The following is a 15,249-nucleotide window of genomic DNA, read 5'->3' as shown; positions in this document are numbered from 1 at the left end:
CGCAATCGCTTCTCTGGCGGCTTCTGCCAGTGTGGGTTGTAACGGCGCGCGCAGTCTGCGCGCACCGACAGGAGCTAAGCTGATCCTATGACCGATGTCTTCGTTACCGAGCACACCACCGACCACGCGCTGAGCTTGTCGCGGCGGCGCTTTCTGGCCTGGAGCAGTCTGGCGGTTGCTGCGGGTTTTCTGCGATTTCCCGCGCAGGCCAACGCCGCACAGCCGGGCAGTATCCGCGCGGTACCGTTGGCGCAGGTCAGGCTGACCCCGTCGTTGTTCCTGGATGCGCTGCAGACCAATCGACGCTATCTGATGCGGCTGGAGCCGGACCGTCTGCTGCACAATTTCGTACTGTACGCCGGCCTCGACCCCAAGGCGCCGGCGTATGGCGGCTGGGAAGCGGACACCATCGCCGGACATACGTTGGGTCACTATCTCAGCGCGTTGGCACTCATGCATGCACAGACCGGCGATGCGCAATGCCGCACGCGTGCGCGTTATCTGGTCGCAGAGCTCGCACGCTGCCAGGCGCATGCAGGCGATGGCTACGTGGGCGGATTCACGCGCAAGAACGCCGCAGGCAAGATCGAAAGCGGCCGCGCCGTGTTCGATGAACTGAAGAAAGGCAAGATCGACCCGGCGCCGTTCTATCTCAACGGCAGCTGGGCACCGCTATATACCTGGCACAAGTTGTTCGCCGGCCTGCTCGACGTGCATGCGCATTGCGACAACGCGCAGGCGCTGCAGGTCGCGGCGGGCCTAGCTGGCTATCTGCAAGCGGTGTTTTCTGCACTCGACGATGCGCAGTTGCAGAAAGTGCTGTCGTGCGAATTCGGGGGCCTCAACGAATCCTTCGTCGAGCTGCATGTGCGCACCGGCGATGCGCAGTGGCTGGCGTTGGCGCAACGCCTGCACCATCACGCCGTGCTCGATCCGCTCATCGCCCAGCGCGACGAACTGGTGCACCAGCATTCCAATACCAACATCCCCAAGCTGATCGGCCTGGCACGCGAATACGAAGTGACCGGCGATGCCGCCTCGGGCGCGGCGGCGCGCTTCTTCTGGCACACCGTCACCGATCACCACACCTATGTGATTGGCGGCAATGGAGACCGCGAATACTTCCAGCAGCCCGACAGCACTTCGAAGTTTCTCACCGAGCAGACCTGTGAGCATTGCGCCAGCTACAACATGCTCAAGCTCACTCGCCATCTGTACCAGTGGGGCCCGCAGGCGGAGTTCTTCGATTACTACGAGCGCACGCTGCTCAACCACGTGATGGCGCAGCAGCATCCGCGCACCGGCATGTTCACCTACATGACACCGATGCTGGCCGGCGAAGCGCGCGGCTGGTCATCGCCGTTCGACGATTTCTGGTGCTGCGTCGGCAGCGGCATGGAGGCGCATGCCCAGTTCGGCGATTCCATCTATTGGCAGGACGGGCAGGGCGTTTACGTCAACCTCTACGTGCCCTCCAGCGTGCGCGATGCCGCCGGGCTGGACATGACCCTGCACAGCACGATGCCGGAGCAGGGCAGCGCCTCGCTCCGCATCGATGCCGCGCCGGCCGAGCAACGCACGCTCGCACTGCGCGTGCCCGGCTGGGGGCAGTCGCCGGTGCTGCAGCTCAATGGTCAGCATGTCGATGCGGCCGTCAGCGGGGGCTATCTGCGGATCACCCGCGTCTGGCGCGCTGGCGACTCGCTCAACTTGTCGTTCGAGATGCCACTGCGCCTGGAAGCCGCAGCGGACGACCCGGCCTGGGTCTCGGTGCTGCGGGGGCCGCTGGTCTTGGCTGCGGACCTGGGCGATGCGGCAAAGCCATGGTCGGGCAAGACCCCGGCATTGATCGGCGGCGATGAGGTCTTGCAGCGTTTGCAAACGGTGCCCGGACAATCGGCGTTCGACTACAGCGATGGCGCACAGCACTGGCGGTTCTCCCCGTTCTACGCCCAGTTTGACCGTCGCAGCGCGGTCTATCTGGAACACCGCGATACCGCCGCATGGCAGCAGCAACAGGCCGAGCAGGCCGCAGCAGAAGCGAAACAACACGCGCTCGACACGCGCGCACTGGACCGTGTCGCCCTGGGCGACGAAGCATCCGAAAAAGCCCACGGCCTGCAGAGCGAAAGCTCCTACGCGCTCAGCTACCGCCGCCGCGCCGGCCGCGACGCCCGCACCGGCGGCTTCATCGCCTTCACCCTGCGCAACACCGCGCAGGCCCGCATCCTGCGCCTACGCTACTGGGGCGACGAAACCCGCCGCCGCTTCCGCATCCTTGCCGACGGCGAACTCATCGCCAACGAACGCCTTGACGGCAACCGCGGCCTGGATTTCATCGATGTGGATTACGCCTTGCCTGCAGGGTTCGCCGGCCGCGCCACCCTGCAGATCCGTATTGAACCGGAAACCGGCTATTCGGCCGGACCAGCGTTCGGATGCTGGGTGCTGGAGTCGGCGTGAGTGCCGAAGTCTGCTCGCTGTCGATCTTGCTGCAGCGTGTCTTGTAGAGGGGGAGGTCTACTACAGACGGCAAAGTGAAAGCGCACAGTAATCCCGCGCGAACTTTCGGGCGCGCAGAACAAAAAGCCCCTCTCCCCTCGGGAGAGGGGTTGGGGTGAGGGTACGGGGCAGTGAGGCGGCCGAGCGCGTCGTAGCCCAGGCCGATCTCCGGCGTGGGATTGCCTGCGGGCGTTAGCGCGGTGAGATTGCCGACAGGATCGAAGCCGAAGCCCACTTCCAGTCCGCCGGGGCGGGTGTCCTGGATCGCTTGCGGATTGCCCAGCAGCCCCTGCCGGCTGCCGCCGGCAGGGGGGACGCCAACTTCGGGTACCTGGCTCTGGCTGCTGCGCACGTGTATGTCGGTCTCAGTCTTCTGTTTCTGTTATCTGCCAGACGGTTCCGTCTTTGTTGTACCAAGTATATCTTCCACTCCTCTTTCCGTGTTTGAAAATTCCTTCTTCTTTTAGGGTTCCATTTTCCCACCAGCTGCGATAATGACCATGCAGTTCGCCGTTTTCGTATTGGCTTTCACAGTTGAGATTTCCGCTTTCACCCCATGTCCTGCTTAAGCCATGAGCTTTTCCATTTTTGAAATTTGCGTCGCTAAGCAGCATTCCCTGGGAATTCCATATTCTCAGGTAGCCATTCAGGACATTATTGGTGTATTCGCCTTCCTCGATGAGGTTGCCTTGTGCGTCGTGACGCCGATTTATCTCATTTTTCATATATTTTCTGTATTAACGTGGATAATCACGAGAAGGAGACCATTCAGGGGGCTCGTTGGGATCAGGCGTGCCTCCATTACTCGTGCAGAGTTGGAATCTATATCTTGCACGGTCACGACATGCACGAACCCATCTCGCCCCAAGACTTCCCCATATTACGCATTTACCCGTTTCTTCCTGCCAGCGGTTATAGCATCTATCTGGGTCATCCCCACAGACCGTTCCAGCGATCGCAATTGAGTTGCTGATCAGTTGGCCTAGGGGGAATTGGGATGAATTGACCATTGGTGAGGCCAAAATCCCGCCCAGTATCTGTTCTGCGGAAGGGCCGGGTGGATATGCTGGCTGTCCATTAGCCCCATAGTTGTTCGGGTTATCCGGATTGTTGTACCCACCTGGGAAGCCGCCCAGACCTGGTTGCGGCAGAGGTCTCACCCTTTGAAGCCCATAAGGGTCAATTGATGTCATCGGGGCGGATTCGACATAAGCAAAGGTGGATAAACCACCAGTGAGCCCAATCGGATCACTCTGTCCATACCGTCCGGTAGCAGTGTCGTAGTCCCGGAAGTAGTTCTGATTCAACCCACTCGCCGCATCAAAGCGCTGCCCCGGAAACCGCATATCCAACACCAGCGCCGCACCATCGCCATCCGGATCCTGATTCGGCGCAGTGTTGCCGAAGGCTTCGCCCTTCAAGCTCCACGTCCACACCGCCACATCGCGGGTGGGGTCGATTACTACGCGCGGGCTGCCCAGGTGATCGGGTTCGATGTAGTGCAGTTTGTTGGCGTTGGCTAGCAAGCCTACCGGTAAGTCATCCAGCCAGATCGCTTGTTGCTTGGGTGCGCCGTTGGTGTCGTAGTCGCCCAGCCAGTGGCCGGCTTCATCGTAGAGCGTGTAGGTGTTGGTGGTGCCGAGAAAGCGACGCACCTGCTCGCCACGGCCGTTGTAGCGGTAGTTCATCACCAGCGCGCCTGCACGCTTGGCCATGCTCATGCGGCCGGATGCATCGTAGGAGAACTCCCTCGCTTTGCCGCCGATCGTCAGCGTATTTCCCGTTTTGTCGTAAGTGCGCGCCACGCTTGCTACCGCACTCAGGCGATGATTGGTCGCCGGATAGGTGTAAGCCTGTGTCACGCCGCCGACCTTGGCGCTGAGGCGATTGCCGGTGGCGTCATAGCTATAGCCGTCGATGACTGTTCCAGTGGTACCGTCCGTGAGGGCGGTGAGACGGCCAAGGGTGTCGTAGCCCAGGCCGATCTCTGGTGTGGGATTGCCTGCTGGGGTGAGCGCGGTGAGATTGCCGACAGGATCGAAGCCGAAGCCCACTTCCAGCCCGCCCGGGCGAGTGTCCTGGATCGCTTGCGGGCGGTAGTCTAGATCGTACTGGCGGGCGAGGGTGCGGCCATTGCCGTAGGTCCAGCCGGCGGCCGGGCCGAACGGATAGTAGCTGGCGTTGCTCAGCAGTACCTGGCGGCTGCCACCGGCCGGAGTAATGCCAACTTCGGTGGTCTGGCCTTGCGCGTTGCGCAGGTAATCGACCACCGCGCCATCCGGATAGGTCATGCGCCGCAGCTGCCCTCCGACCGTGTAGTCGTAACGCAGCACTAGTACTTTGCCATTGCTGGTCTGCACCTTGCGGGTAACATCGCCAAACGCGTTGTAGCAATATTCGGTGGTGCCACTGGCATCGCTCATGCGCGACAGGCGGCCGACAACAAACGCTTCGCCGGCCGCACAGACCGTCGGCACAACGTCGTAGGCGTAACTGATATCCAGGCCGTCGGTTGGCTTTGGATAGGTCAGCTTGGTGAGGCGATTGAGCGCGTCATAGCCGTAAGTCGTGATAACCCCACGCGCATCGGTCTGAGTGGCGCGGTTGCCGGCGATGTCGTAGGTGTAAGCGGTGACGCCGGTATCTGGACTGGCCAGTTTTGTCAGGTCGCCAAACCCGTTGTACTCGTACGTGGTGCCCAATCCCTTTGGATCGCTGACCTTGGCCAGGTTGCCTTGGTAGTCGTAAGTAAATTTGGTTTCGGCCTTGATGCCGCTGGCGTCCTGCAAGCTGCGTGCGAGCCTGTTCAGCGGGTCATACTCGCTCAGCGTGGCGGTACCCAACGCGTCATTCACTGCGACGGTGTTGCCTTTTGCATCGTAAGCGAAATCGGTCGGATCGCTTGCAGCCGTTGCCTGCGTCTTGAGTTGTCCAAGCTGGTTGTAGACGCGTGATAACGTACGCTTCAGCGTTCCGGCGACATCTCGGGTGTCTTCCTTGATCTGGTTGCCGGCGTTATCCAAGGTGTAATGCACCGTGTTACCGGCATTGTCGGCGACATCGGTCAGGCGATGCGCACCGTCATATGTGAAGGTAGTGAATCCGCCGTCAGGTTGCGTGACTTGCTTGATCAGGCCCGTGGGCCAGTAATCGATGCGTGTGATACGGTCGTCCAGGTCGCTCGCTGGATCGGCTCCGCGCACTTTGGTCGCGGTCAGCCAGCCGCGACGGTGGTAGCTGTAGTCGGTGATGTTGCCGTTTGCATCTTTGATGGAAAGCGGACGACCTGCGCCATCGTAGGCGAGATACTCAGTCACCTGTCCAAGTGCATTGGTGGCTTTCCAAAGATCGCCTTTGCGGTGCGGGCAGGTTGTGGGCGCTCCAGCGCACGAACTATCGTCGCTTCCGTAGTAGGTGTAGGCAGTCGTATCCGGTACATCCATACGCGCACCATCGGACAGTGTGATTAGCCCCAGGATGGGGCAGCTACCCGCATCGAGAGCTGCTTGTACGCAGTATTCATTGCGTGAGGTTCTCACTACACCGGTGACAGCGTCTGTTTGTGTCCGGGCAATTTGCTGGCCACGTCCATTGTAGGTAAGAACGGTGGACTGGCGTAACTTGCCTTTGGGGTCGTAAATCTTGTGTTCGAGCAGTGTGTTTTTGGCGACATCGCGAACGAACTCCTCGCGTTGTTGCTGCGCGGTACCCGCAGCCTTGACGATTGCGGATAGATATGTCGGCTGGTACTCGTACTTCGTGACGGTTCCCGCGCGATCGGTTTTCGATTGCAAGCGTCCGTCGGCTAGGTAAGTATTTTTGTCGTTTCCAGCTTCACTGGCGAGGTTCTCCAGCGATCGATACAGGCCGGATCCTGCACTGAATATCTTCTTTTCGCCAAGTGCATAGGTCACGCTTGTTGTCGTTGAGCTATCGTAGCTAAGCGAGACGGCGTCCACCTGTTCGCTTCCGGACTCCAAAGCACTACCAATGACGCGGCCATTGGGCTCGTAATTGAACGTGCCGTAGCGACGCCCATCTTCCGATGTGATGCCGGTGAGGTGATGTATCAATTTAGGGTCGGCAAGACCTTGCTCGTGATAGTGATAGCGCTTTACGCTGCCATCGCCATAATCTGCTGCGGTAAGATTTGAGTCGCGATCATAGTCATAACTAATCAGGCTTCCATCGGGAAGTGTGATGGATCGTAGGCGATCAAGTGCGTAGTTGAATTGGATCTTTCTGCCGGACGCGTCGGTCGCCGATGTCAATTGTTCTTCGATGTAAGAGAGTGTGACGTCATTAGAGGGGGTTGCCGGATTTCGTACGGATAGCAGCACACCGTCGCGGTTGAAGTCCCGAATCTCACCAGAAGCCTCAAAGAGACGATACTGCGCCTCTGGCGTATTCAGATAAATCATAATGCGATTCGAGTTTGCTCCTCGATAGATGTTTCCATCTACTTTGACGAAGTTTTCGTAGTTCCCCTCCGCATCGATCAAGACGGGGGAGTACGTGTCTGTTGAGACCAGATAGTCGCTATAGCTATGCGACCAGCCAACCGCAAAAGGGTTGTCGCGGTCGCGGAATTGAGCGAGTGAGTGGTAGTACCTGGAAAAGGGTCTCCCCGCGAACATGAAGTCGGTTTCGGTCCGCGTCTTGTCACCAGTGGTGGGGTGACAGGGGTTTGCGGTGGAGCAACTCGATATCTGGCCCGCTCTGGCGGACATGAACGAGAAATCCGCGCTCGATCCGCACATCAGCGCTTGCGGAAGCTCGTTCTCGGTCCAGCCGCCGCCGAAGTTGGGGGAAAGTCCGGACTCACACGAAATCAGGCGTCTCTTGTAGATCGACCAATTGAGCTTTCCCTTCGTCACCGTGCCATTGGATGCGGTGCAAGTGGTCTCGCTGCTAAAGTCTTTTTGACCGTAGCGGATGGCATTCCCGCTCAAGCCGAGGTTGGTGGTGTTGTAGTCGCGGGTTGTTTTTCCGAGGTCGAGGCTGCATCCACTTTTGATGCGAGTGCGAAGATGCGCTAACGCAGCGCTAATCAGTTCGCCCTCGTTCGTGCAATATGTCGAATAATTTGGATCCTGCGGCGCGGCACAGCCTGGATTACCCTGGCCGTGGACACCCATGTCAACCGTATAAATCGGATCGGCAATTTGTTTCGCTGGACGATCCAGAACGTCGTAACGTAGCGAAAGCTGCCCCGTAAGCGGATTGGTCACAGAGGTGAATGTGTGTTGGAGATACTGTCCGACGCCGGTATATCGCGTGCTGGCCGCCAACGCCGCCAGTGCCTCCACTTGCGTCGGATAGCATCCTCCCGATACGCAAAATTCAGCAGGCGGCAACGCCTGTGCCAAGACTGGCTCGATAGGAGCTGATGCAATATAGGTAGCTGTGCAAAGTACAACTCTGAGCAGCACAGTCGGCACTTTGCAAAGACGTGTGTGCGACGAACGTAATGCAGAATCAGTTTCCTGAGAAACGCTGTCCATGCAATCTTCCTTTGATATGAGCCTTTAGATCTCCTGTCGGCTTGGCCGACGGGAGCACTTCCTGTTTGACGCTACATCCATGCAGTCGCGTGCGAGCCTACGCCTTCATCACCATGGCGTCCAGCGCTTGGCGCCCGAATAGCAGCGGCTTGTCGAAACTGCCCCGCTCAGTGACGAGGCTCAGTTCTGATAAGAATTGGCGCGGGAGGACGCTCTTTGCTATGGAGATTGCTGTAGACACTCAAATACAAAGACCGGCGATGACGCCGGTCTTTGTGTGTTTACCCCACCGCCACAACGGATTTAGGCAGACAACTCCAACAACAACTTGTTCAACCGCTTCACATACCCGGCCGGGTCCTTGAGACTATCGCCCGCCGCCAACGCAGCCTGGTCAAACAAGACGCGGCTCAGGTCACCGAAGCGGTCCATATCCTGCTCCGCATCCAGCTTTTCGATCAGTGGGTGGGCCGGGTTGAATTCGAACACCGGCTTGGTTTCCGGCACGGCCTGGCCGCTGGCTTCCAGCAGCTGACGCATCTGCAGACCCAGGTCGCCCTGGCCGATGGCGAGGATGGCCGGGGAATCGGTCAGGCGGTGCGAGACGCGCACTTCGGCCACGTCGTCGCCAAGGGCGGCCTTGATGCGCGAAGCCAGGCCTTCCTTGGATTTGGCGACTTCTTCCTGCGCCTTCTTGTCTTCTTCCGAATCCAGCTTGCCCAGGTCCAGGTCGCCGCGTGCCACGTCCACGAACGACTTGCCGTCGAACTCGGTGAGGTAGCTCATCAGCCATTCGTCGATGCGGTCGGTGAGCAGCAGCACCTCGATGCCCTTCTTGCGGAACACTTCCAGATGCGGGCTGTCCTTGATCTGCGCGTAGCTTTCGCCGGTGAGGTAATACAGCTTGTCCTGGCCTTCCGCCAAACGGCCGACATAATCGGCCAGGCCAACGCTCTGCGCACCGGTGGTGTCGTGCGTGGAAGAGAACCGCAGCAGGCCGGCGATCTTTTCGCGGTTGGCATAATCTTCGGCCGGGCCTTCCTTCAACGCCTGGCCGAAGTTGCGCCAGAACGTCACGTACTCTTCGGGCTTGTCCTTGGCCAGTTTCTCCAGCATATCCAGCGCACGCTTGGTCAGCGCGGACTTCATCGAATCCACCACCGGGCCCGATTGCAGGATCTCACGCGAGACATTGAGCGACAGGTCGGACGAATCCACCACGCCCTTGATGAAACGCAGGTACAGCGGCAGGAACTGCTCGGCCTGATCCAGCACGAACACGCGCTGCACGTACAACTTCAGGCCCTTGGCCGAATCGCGGTGATACAGGTCGAACGGTGCGCGGCCGGGCACGAACAGCAGCGAGGTGTAATCCAGCTTGCCTTCGACCTTGTTGTGGCTCCACGCCAGCGGGTTGCCCGCATCGTGGGCAACGTGTTTGTAGAACTCCTGGTATTCCTGCTCGCTGATCTCGCTCTTGGGGCGCGTCCACAGCGCGCTGGCGCGATTGACCGCTTCCCACTGCGGCTCGGCCGGCGCATCGGCGTCTTCGCCGTGATGCTCCTTGCGCATTTCGATCGGCAGGCCGATATGATCGGAATACTTCTTGAGGATGCCGCGCAGCGTCCAGCCGTCGGCGAAGCTGTCTTCGCCTTCTTTCAGCTGCAGCACGATGCGGGTGCCGCGCTCGGGCTTGTCGATGCTGGCGATTTCGAACTCGCCTTCGCCACGCGAGGACCAATGCACGCCTTCGTTGGCGGGCAGGCCGGCGCGACGCGAATACACGTCGACCTGGTCGGCGACGATGAAGGCGCTATAGAACCCCACGCCGAACTGGCCGATCAGGTTGGCGTCCTTCTTCTGGTCGCCGCTGAGGTGCTTGAGGAAGTCGGCAGTGCCGGATTTGGCGATCGTGCCCAGATGCGAGACCGCATCTTCGCGGCTCATGCCGATGCCGTTGTCGTCGATGGTGACGGTGCGCGCGTCCTTGTCGTAGTCCACGCGGATGCGCAACTCGCCGCCGCCTTCCAGCAGTTCCGGCTTCACCAGTGCTTCGAAACGCAGCTTGTCGGCGGCGTCGGCGGCATTGGAGACCAGCTCGCGCAGGAAGATTTCCTTGTTCGAGTACAACGAGTGGATCATCAGCTGCAGCAGCTGTTTGACCTCGGTCTGGAAGCCAAGCGTCTGCTTGTCGGTATCAACGGTCATTGGGGTCGTGCTCCGTGGTGGCCAAGGCCGCAGTGCGGCCGATGGCCTGGGGGATGAGGTCGCACGGGGATTTTTTCAAGGCAAGCCGGTGGATCCGGCAATGTCGGCGCACTGCGACACCAGCGGCGCCAGCGCCGGGCAGCGCTATCATGGCGGCCCCGTTTGCCTTGCCTTGCTCCATGCCGCCACGCGTCCTGCCACTCTCCCGCGCTTGCTGTCCTCCATCAGGAACGTTGCGATGAGCCGCCCCGCACGGCCGGCGCCGCGTGGCGCGGAAGGGCAGGTGCGCATCGTCGGCGGGCGCTGGCGCAACACCAAGCTGGCGGTGCCGGATCTGCCGGGCCTGCGCCCGAGCAGCGACCGGGTCCGCGAAACGGTATTCAACTGGCTGATGCCGCGCCTGCCTGGTGCGCGTGTGCTGGACCTGTTCGCCGGTTCCGGTGCGCTGGGCCTGGAAGCGGTGTCGCGTGGGGCTGCACATGCGACCCTGATCGAGCGCGACCCTGGCCTGGTGCAGCGGCTGCGCGAGCACGTGGCCAGGCTGGAGGCGGCCGATCAGGTGCAGGTGCTGCAGGAAGATGCGCTGCGCTGGCTGGAGCGCGCACCCGCCGCGCAGGCCAGCATCGTGTTCGTCGACCCGCCGTTTGCCTCCGGCCTGTGGCCGAGCGTGCTGGAACGCCTGCCCGCGCACCTCACACCGGATGCCTGGCTGTATCTGGAAGGCCCGGCCGAACTACCGCCGCAGGTGCCGGCCGGCTGGCATCTGCACCGCGAAGGCGCCACCCAGCAGGTGCGCTATGCGCTGTATCGCCGGGCCGCTGCTACACTGAACAGCGACCCGACCCCGGTAGTTTCCGTATGAGCGTGGCCAACAGCCGCACTGCTGTCTATCCCGGTACCTTCGACCCGATCACCAACGGTCACATCGACCTGGTGAATCGCGCCGCGCCGTTGTTCGAGCGGGTGGTGGTTGGTGTTGCTTACAGTCCGTCCAAGGGGCCGGCGCTGCCGCTGGAGCGCCGCGTCGAGCTCGCCCAGGAGGCCTTGGCCGCACACGCCAACGTGGAGGTGCGCGGTTTCGATACGCTGCTGGCCCACTTCGTGCGCGACATGGGCGCCGGTGTGCTGCTGCGCGGTCTGCGCGCGGTGTCCGACTTCGAATACGAATTCCAGATGGCCAGCATGAACCGCCATCTGATCCCGGAGGTGGAGACGCTGTTTCTCACCCCGGCCGAGCAATACAGCTTCATCTCGTCCTCGCTGGTGCGCGAAATCGCGCGGCTGGGCGGGGACGTGTCCGGTTTCGTTCCGGCTTCGGTCGTCGAGGCCTTGCGGCAGGTGCGGCAATCCCGCGCGCAGGCCTGATTCTCTAGCAGTCACATCACCACATGCTTTTCAAAGGGAGGAGTTTCATGAAACACACAATGCGCGCGCTGGTGCTCGCTTCGATCGCCGCTCTGGCCGTCACCGCCTGCAAGAAGGAAGAGCCGGCACCGACCGCCGCCGCAGCCCCGGCTGCGCTGACCGCACCGTCCAAGGACGACAACGCCGGCTGGAAGAAGTACCTGCAGGAAGTGGTTGGCCAGAACCTGGGCGCCACCACCAACAGCCCGTTCCTGTACTACTTGCCGCCGGAGTCCGATGCCGAGTTCGCCGGCAGCTACGAGCGTCAGCTGGAAAGCGTCAAGACCGCGCTCGCGCGTGGCGTGCAGCCGGGCAACATGCTGGCATTCGGCTCGTCGGCCTCGACCAAGATGGCCGACCTGATCGACGCCGCGTTCAAGGACGTGCCGGCCGATTCGATGAAGGGCGTGCGCGTGTTGTTCATTGGCAATGCCGCCGAGAATGCGCGCGTGCAGACCATCGTCCAGCCCAAGGGCGTGGAATACACCTTCGTTGAAGCCAAGTAATGCCGTACCAGGCCGGACGCGCGGGAGGGCGCATCCGGCCGCAGCATGCGGATCCAGCCGCATGCTGCTGAATTCGCATGCCACCGGAGCCGGCCGTGTCAGGCCGGTCTCCGACAGCGCCCACGGCGTTGTCCCTTGGTTGGTCCGCGCCATCTGCGCCCGCCTGCAGCAGTACGTTGCGTTCCAGCGCCTGCGGTTGAATCGCGCTGCGGCGCATCGCATGGTGTTGCCGATATGTCGCTGAAAATCAACGAGCTCTGCGTCAACTGCGATGTCTGCGAGCCGGCGTGCCCGAATCAGGCCATCTCGATGGGCGAAACCATCTACGTCATCGACCCGGCACGCTGCACCGAGTGCGTGGGCCATTTCGACGAGGCGCAATGCGTGGTGGTGTGCCCGGTCGAATGCATCGACCCGGATCCGGCCATCCCGGAAACCCATGATCAATTGCTCGCCAAGCTCATGCAGCTGCAGCGCGATCACCCCGAACTGTACGAACAGGAGCCTCCCGCCCCGTGAGCATTTTTTCCCGACATTTCTCTGCGCGCGGCCTGTTGCTGCTGGCCTTCGTGCTGGCACCGCCGGCGTGGTCTGCCGATGGCAGCAAACCTGTGGCGGCGGCGACCGCGCCGGTGGCGGCGCATCCGCCGGGCGCGGCGATTGCCAGCGGACACACCCTGGCCACCGATGCCGGCCTGCAGATCCTGCGCGAAGGCGGCAATGCCTTCGATGCGGCCATCGCGGTATCGTCCACGCTGGCGGTGGTCGAGCCGATCAGTTCGGGCCTGGGTGGCGGTGGCTTCTTCCTGCTGCACGATGCCAAGACCGGCAAGGACGTGATGCTGGATGCGCGCGAGTACGCGCCCGAGTCGGCCAGCGAGGCGCAGTTCCTCGACAAGAAGGGCGAGCTGGATCGCGACCGCTCGGTCAACGGCCCGTGGTCGGCCGGTATTCCCGGGCTGCCCGCCGCGCTGGTGGAACTGGCCTCCAAACACGGCCGGCTGCCGCTCAAGCAATCGCTGGCACCGTCGATCCGCATCGCCACCGAGGGCTTTCCGGTGTACGCGCGCATGGCCAAGGGCTATGCCTCGCGGCGTGAAGTGATGGAGCGTTATCCCGGCACGCGCGAGGTGTATCTGCGCGGCGGCAAGCCCATTGCCGAAGGCGACATCTTCAAGCAGCCCGAGCTCGCACATACGTTGAAGCTGCTTGGCGACAAGGGCTTTGATGGCTTCTACAAGGGCGAAATTGCCAAGAAGCTGCTGGCTGGCGTCAAGCAGGCCGGCGGGCAATGGAAGGCCGCCGAGCTGTCCGGGTATCGGGTGAAGGAGCGCACGCCGATCCAGTTCGATTACCGCGGCTGGAAGATCACCACCGCGCCGCCGCCGTCCTCCGGCGGGATCGCACTCGCTGCGATGCTGCAGATTCTGGAAGGCTGGGATCTGGACAAGCTAGACGACGCACACCGCACCCATCTGGTGGTCGAAGCGATGCGCCGCGCCTACCGCGACCGCACCTTTTTCCTGGGCGACCCGGACTTTGTCGCCGTGCCGCAGCGCGTGCTGACGAGCAAGGATTACGCGCAGGGCCTGCGTGCCACGATCAACCCGGAGAAGGCCACGCCCAGCGATCTGCTGTCGGGCAATCCCACCCCGCTGGAAGACGACGAGACCACGCATTTCTCCATCATTGATGGCGAAGGCAACCGCGTCGGCGCCACCCAGACCGTCAACCTGCTGTACGGCTCCGGGCTGATCCCCAAGGGCACCGGCGTGCTGCTCAACGACGAGATGGACGACTTCGCGCTCAAGCCGGGCACGCCCAATGCCTTCGGCGTGATGGGCTATGCCGCCAACGCGCCCAAGCCGGGCAAGCGCATGCTCAGCTCGATGACGCCGACCTTCATGGAATCGGCCGACAAGGTTGCGGTGATCGGCACCCCGGGCGGCAGCCGCATCATCACCATGGTGCTGCTCGGCATCCTGGGTTATGACGCCGGCCTGGACGCGCAGCAGGTCAGCGCCTTGCCGCGTTATCACCACCAGTGGCTGCCGGACGTGATCGAGGCCGAGAGCAACGCGTTCTCGCCGCAGACCGCCAAGGCGCTGCAAGCGATGGGCCACGCGCTCAAGCTGCCCGGCGACACCGCCGCCGGCGGCCGCGGTTCCAGCCATGTGTGGGGCAACCTGCAGACGGTGGAGTGGGACAAGCGCAGCAACGTGCTCAGCGGCGGCAGCGACCCGCGTAACCCGGTGGGCAAGGCGCAAGTGCAACTGGCGACGCCGGCGCGTTGAGTGCGGCCATGTCCTGTACTCGCATTGCGAAGGACGCAATACGCATGTCGGTGCCTGCATAGTGACGCAGGGTGGGCCACGGCCCACCCCGCGCTGTCCGCAACAGCCTGTCAGCGGCGCATGCGCCAACACTGGCGCAATCGCCGCATGCGATCAGTTGAGCTTGAAGTAGGTTCCGTTGTGCTGTGCGTCGTAGCAGGTGGCGCCTTGCAGACGTTTGTCGTTGGTGTTGCCGGGTGACTGTGGATAAACATGGCACGCCAGATACGGAGCCGGGTTACCGGTGAAACGGAGCGTGAAGTGTTGCTTGCCATCGGTCGCACTGGTGTGGACCCCGCCATTGGCCAGGATCGTGACCTCGCACGTGGCCTGCGGCGCGGTTTCGCACTGCTGCAATAGCGTCTGCAACGGTCCTGTGATGTTGGTGTACATGCCGGAGATCCAATTGTTGAGGGTCTGGTTGGCATTGGCGTTCCATTGCTTGGTCGCCAGCGCGGTCTGACTCAGGGTCAGCAGACCCATCGACAGCATTGCGGCGAGGCATCTCCCTATGCGCGGACGCCGCCGCATGCTGCACGGCCTCGAGCCAGTGCGGGTGGAATGGGAGAGGCGTGTGATCGGCTGGGTAGTCATCTGTGATCCTTGGATGATGAGGAAGGCCATGCCCTGGCCACTCGGGATGGCGAGTGCGGCAGGTCGATGCGGTGCGGGGATACATGGCATCGCCGCACCGCCAAGTTAGATCGATGCTGCTGGAAAGAATTGGCGGAAATGACGGCAATTGCCGGGCTTTCAACGTGAAGTCGCTGCCTGCGGTGAGCGGTTTGCAGC

Annotated in this window: 10 protein-coding genes and 1 pseudogene; 6 read left to right on the top strand and 5 right to left on the bottom strand. The window is 61.8% G+C overall.

Annotated features, from left to right (window positions below; translation table 11 throughout):
• Nucleotides 1-87 precede the first annotated feature (87 nt).
• On the top strand, nucleotides 88-2,463 hold the full coding sequence (locus tag ABS769_RS09155; protein WP_317060303.1) for a beta-L-arabinofuranosidase domain-containing protein: 2,376 nt from the start codon (nucleotides 88-90) through the stop codon (nucleotides 2,461-2,463).
• A gap of 166 nt (nucleotides 2,464-2,629) precedes the next feature.
• Here ABS769_RS09155 and ABS769_RS22720 read toward each other — a convergent pair.
• The 4 genes and pseudogenes from ABS769_RS22720 to htpG form a co-directional block, all read right to left on the bottom strand.
• Nucleotides 2,630-2,857: pseudogene (locus tag ABS769_RS22720) on the bottom strand (hypothetical protein); the annotation flags it as partial.
• A 10-nt stretch (nucleotides 2,858-2,867) separates the two neighbouring features.
• Nucleotides 2,868-3,227 (bottom strand): toxin-antitoxin system YwqK family antitoxin, encoded by a 360-nt coding sequence (locus ABS769_RS09150; RefSeq protein WP_317060304.1) that lies wholly within the window; start codon nucleotides 3,225-3,227, stop codon nucleotides 2,868-2,870.
• Nucleotides 3,228-3,239: 12 nt separating this feature from the next.
• The gene (locus ABS769_RS09145; protein WP_317060306.1) at nucleotides 3,240-8,006 is read right to left on the bottom strand and encodes an RHS repeat-associated core domain-containing protein; all 4,767 of its coding nucleotides are present in this window, start codon (nucleotides 8,004-8,006) and stop codon (nucleotides 3,240-3,242) included.
• A gap of 303 nt (nucleotides 8,007-8,309) precedes the next feature.
• On the bottom strand, nucleotides 8,310-10,214 hold the full coding sequence (gene htpG, locus ABS769_RS09140; protein ID WP_317060308.1) for a molecular chaperone HtpG: 1,905 nt from the start codon (nucleotides 10,212-10,214) through the stop codon (nucleotides 8,310-8,312).
• A gap of 238 nt (nucleotides 10,215-10,452) precedes the next feature.
• Between htpG and rsmD the strand changes: the two genes are divergently transcribed.
• The 5 genes from rsmD (at nucleotide 10,453) to ggt (ending at nucleotide 14,418) form a co-directional block, all read left to right on the top strand.
• Nucleotides 10,453-11,076, top strand: a complete 624-nt coding sequence (gene rsmD / locus ABS769_RS09135) for a 16S rRNA (guanine(966)-N(2))-methyltransferase RsmD (RefSeq protein ID WP_317060309.1) — start codon at nucleotides 10,453-10,455, stop codon at nucleotides 11,074-11,076.
• Nucleotides 11,073-11,579 (top strand): pantetheine-phosphate adenylyltransferase, encoded by a 507-nt coding sequence (gene coaD / locus ABS769_RS09130; protein WP_006448932.1) that lies wholly within the window; start codon nucleotides 11,073-11,075, stop codon nucleotides 11,577-11,579. The genes rsmD and coaD overlap by 4 nt, the downstream gene beginning before the upstream one ends.
• A 47-nt stretch (nucleotides 11,580-11,626) precedes the next feature.
• Nucleotides 11,627-12,124 carry a hypothetical protein gene (locus tag ABS769_RS09125; RefSeq protein ID WP_023904336.1) on the top strand — a complete coding sequence of 166 codons (498 nt, stop codon included), beginning with the start codon at nucleotides 11,627-11,629 and terminating at the stop codon, nucleotides 12,122-12,124.
• A 234-nt stretch (nucleotides 12,125-12,358) separates the two neighbouring features.
• A complete protein-coding gene (locus ABS769_RS09120) occupies nucleotides 12,359-12,643 on the top strand; it encodes a YfhL family 4Fe-4S dicluster ferredoxin (RefSeq protein WP_003489796.1) in 285 nt (94 codons plus the stop codon).
• Nucleotides 12,640-14,418 carry a gamma-glutamyltransferase gene (ggt, locus tag ABS769_RS09115; RefSeq protein ID WP_317060311.1) on the top strand — a complete coding sequence of 593 codons (1,779 nt, stop codon included), beginning with the start codon at nucleotides 12,640-12,642 and terminating at the stop codon, nucleotides 14,416-14,418. The genes ABS769_RS09120 and ggt overlap by 4 nt, the downstream gene beginning before the upstream one ends.
• A 153-nt stretch (nucleotides 14,419-14,571) precedes the next feature.
• Here the strand turns inward: ggt and ABS769_RS09110 are convergent, their stop codons facing one another.
• Nucleotides 14,572-14,940, bottom strand: a complete 369-nt coding sequence (locus tag ABS769_RS09110; RefSeq protein ID WP_317060312.1) for a hypothetical protein — start codon at nucleotides 14,938-14,940, stop codon at nucleotides 14,572-14,574.
• Nucleotides 14,941-15,249 lie beyond the last annotated feature (309 nt).

The sequence above is a fragment of the Xanthomonas hortorum genome (assembly GCF_040279205.1).
GTDB classification, from domain to species: Bacteria; Pseudomonadota; Gammaproteobacteria; order Xanthomonadales; family Xanthomonadaceae; genus Xanthomonas; species Xanthomonas hortorum_F.
The sequence above is the reverse complement of the archived record's forward strand: the minus strand, read 5'-3'. Positions and strand labels throughout refer to the sequence as shown.

Excerpts from the sequence above, each read along its gene's own strand:
- ABS769_RS09155 (WP_317060303.1), top strand. The coding sequence starts at position 88 with ATGACCGATGTCTTCGTTACCGAGCACACCACCGACCACGCGCTGAGC.
- ABS769_RS09150 (WP_317060304.1), bottom strand. The coding sequence starts at position 3,227 with ATGAAAAATGAGATAAATCGGCGTCACGACGCACAAGGCAACCTCATC.
- ABS769_RS09145 (WP_317060306.1), bottom strand. The coding sequence starts at position 8,006 with ATGGACAGCGTTTCTCAGGAAACTGATTCTGCATTACGTTCGTCGCAC.
- htpG (WP_317060308.1), bottom strand. The coding sequence starts at position 10,214 with ATGACCGTTGATACCGACAAGCAGACGCTTGGCTTCCAGACCGAGGTC.
- rsmD (WP_317060309.1), top strand. The coding sequence starts at position 10,453 with ATGAGCCGCCCCGCACGGCCGGCGCCGCGTGGCGCGGAAGGGCAGGTG.
- coaD (WP_006448932.1), top strand. The coding sequence starts at position 11,073 with ATGAGCGTGGCCAACAGCCGCACTGCTGTCTATCCCGGTACCTTCGAC.
- ABS769_RS09125 (WP_023904336.1), top strand. The coding sequence starts at position 11,627 with ATGAAACACACAATGCGCGCGCTGGTGCTCGCTTCGATCGCCGCTCTG.
- ABS769_RS09120 (WP_003489796.1), top strand. The coding sequence starts at position 12,359 with ATGTCGCTGAAAATCAACGAGCTCTGCGTCAACTGCGATGTCTGCGAG.
- ABS769_RS09110 (WP_317060312.1), bottom strand. The coding sequence starts at position 14,940 with ATGGGTCTGCTGACCCTGAGTCAGACCGCGCTGGCGACCAAGCAATGG.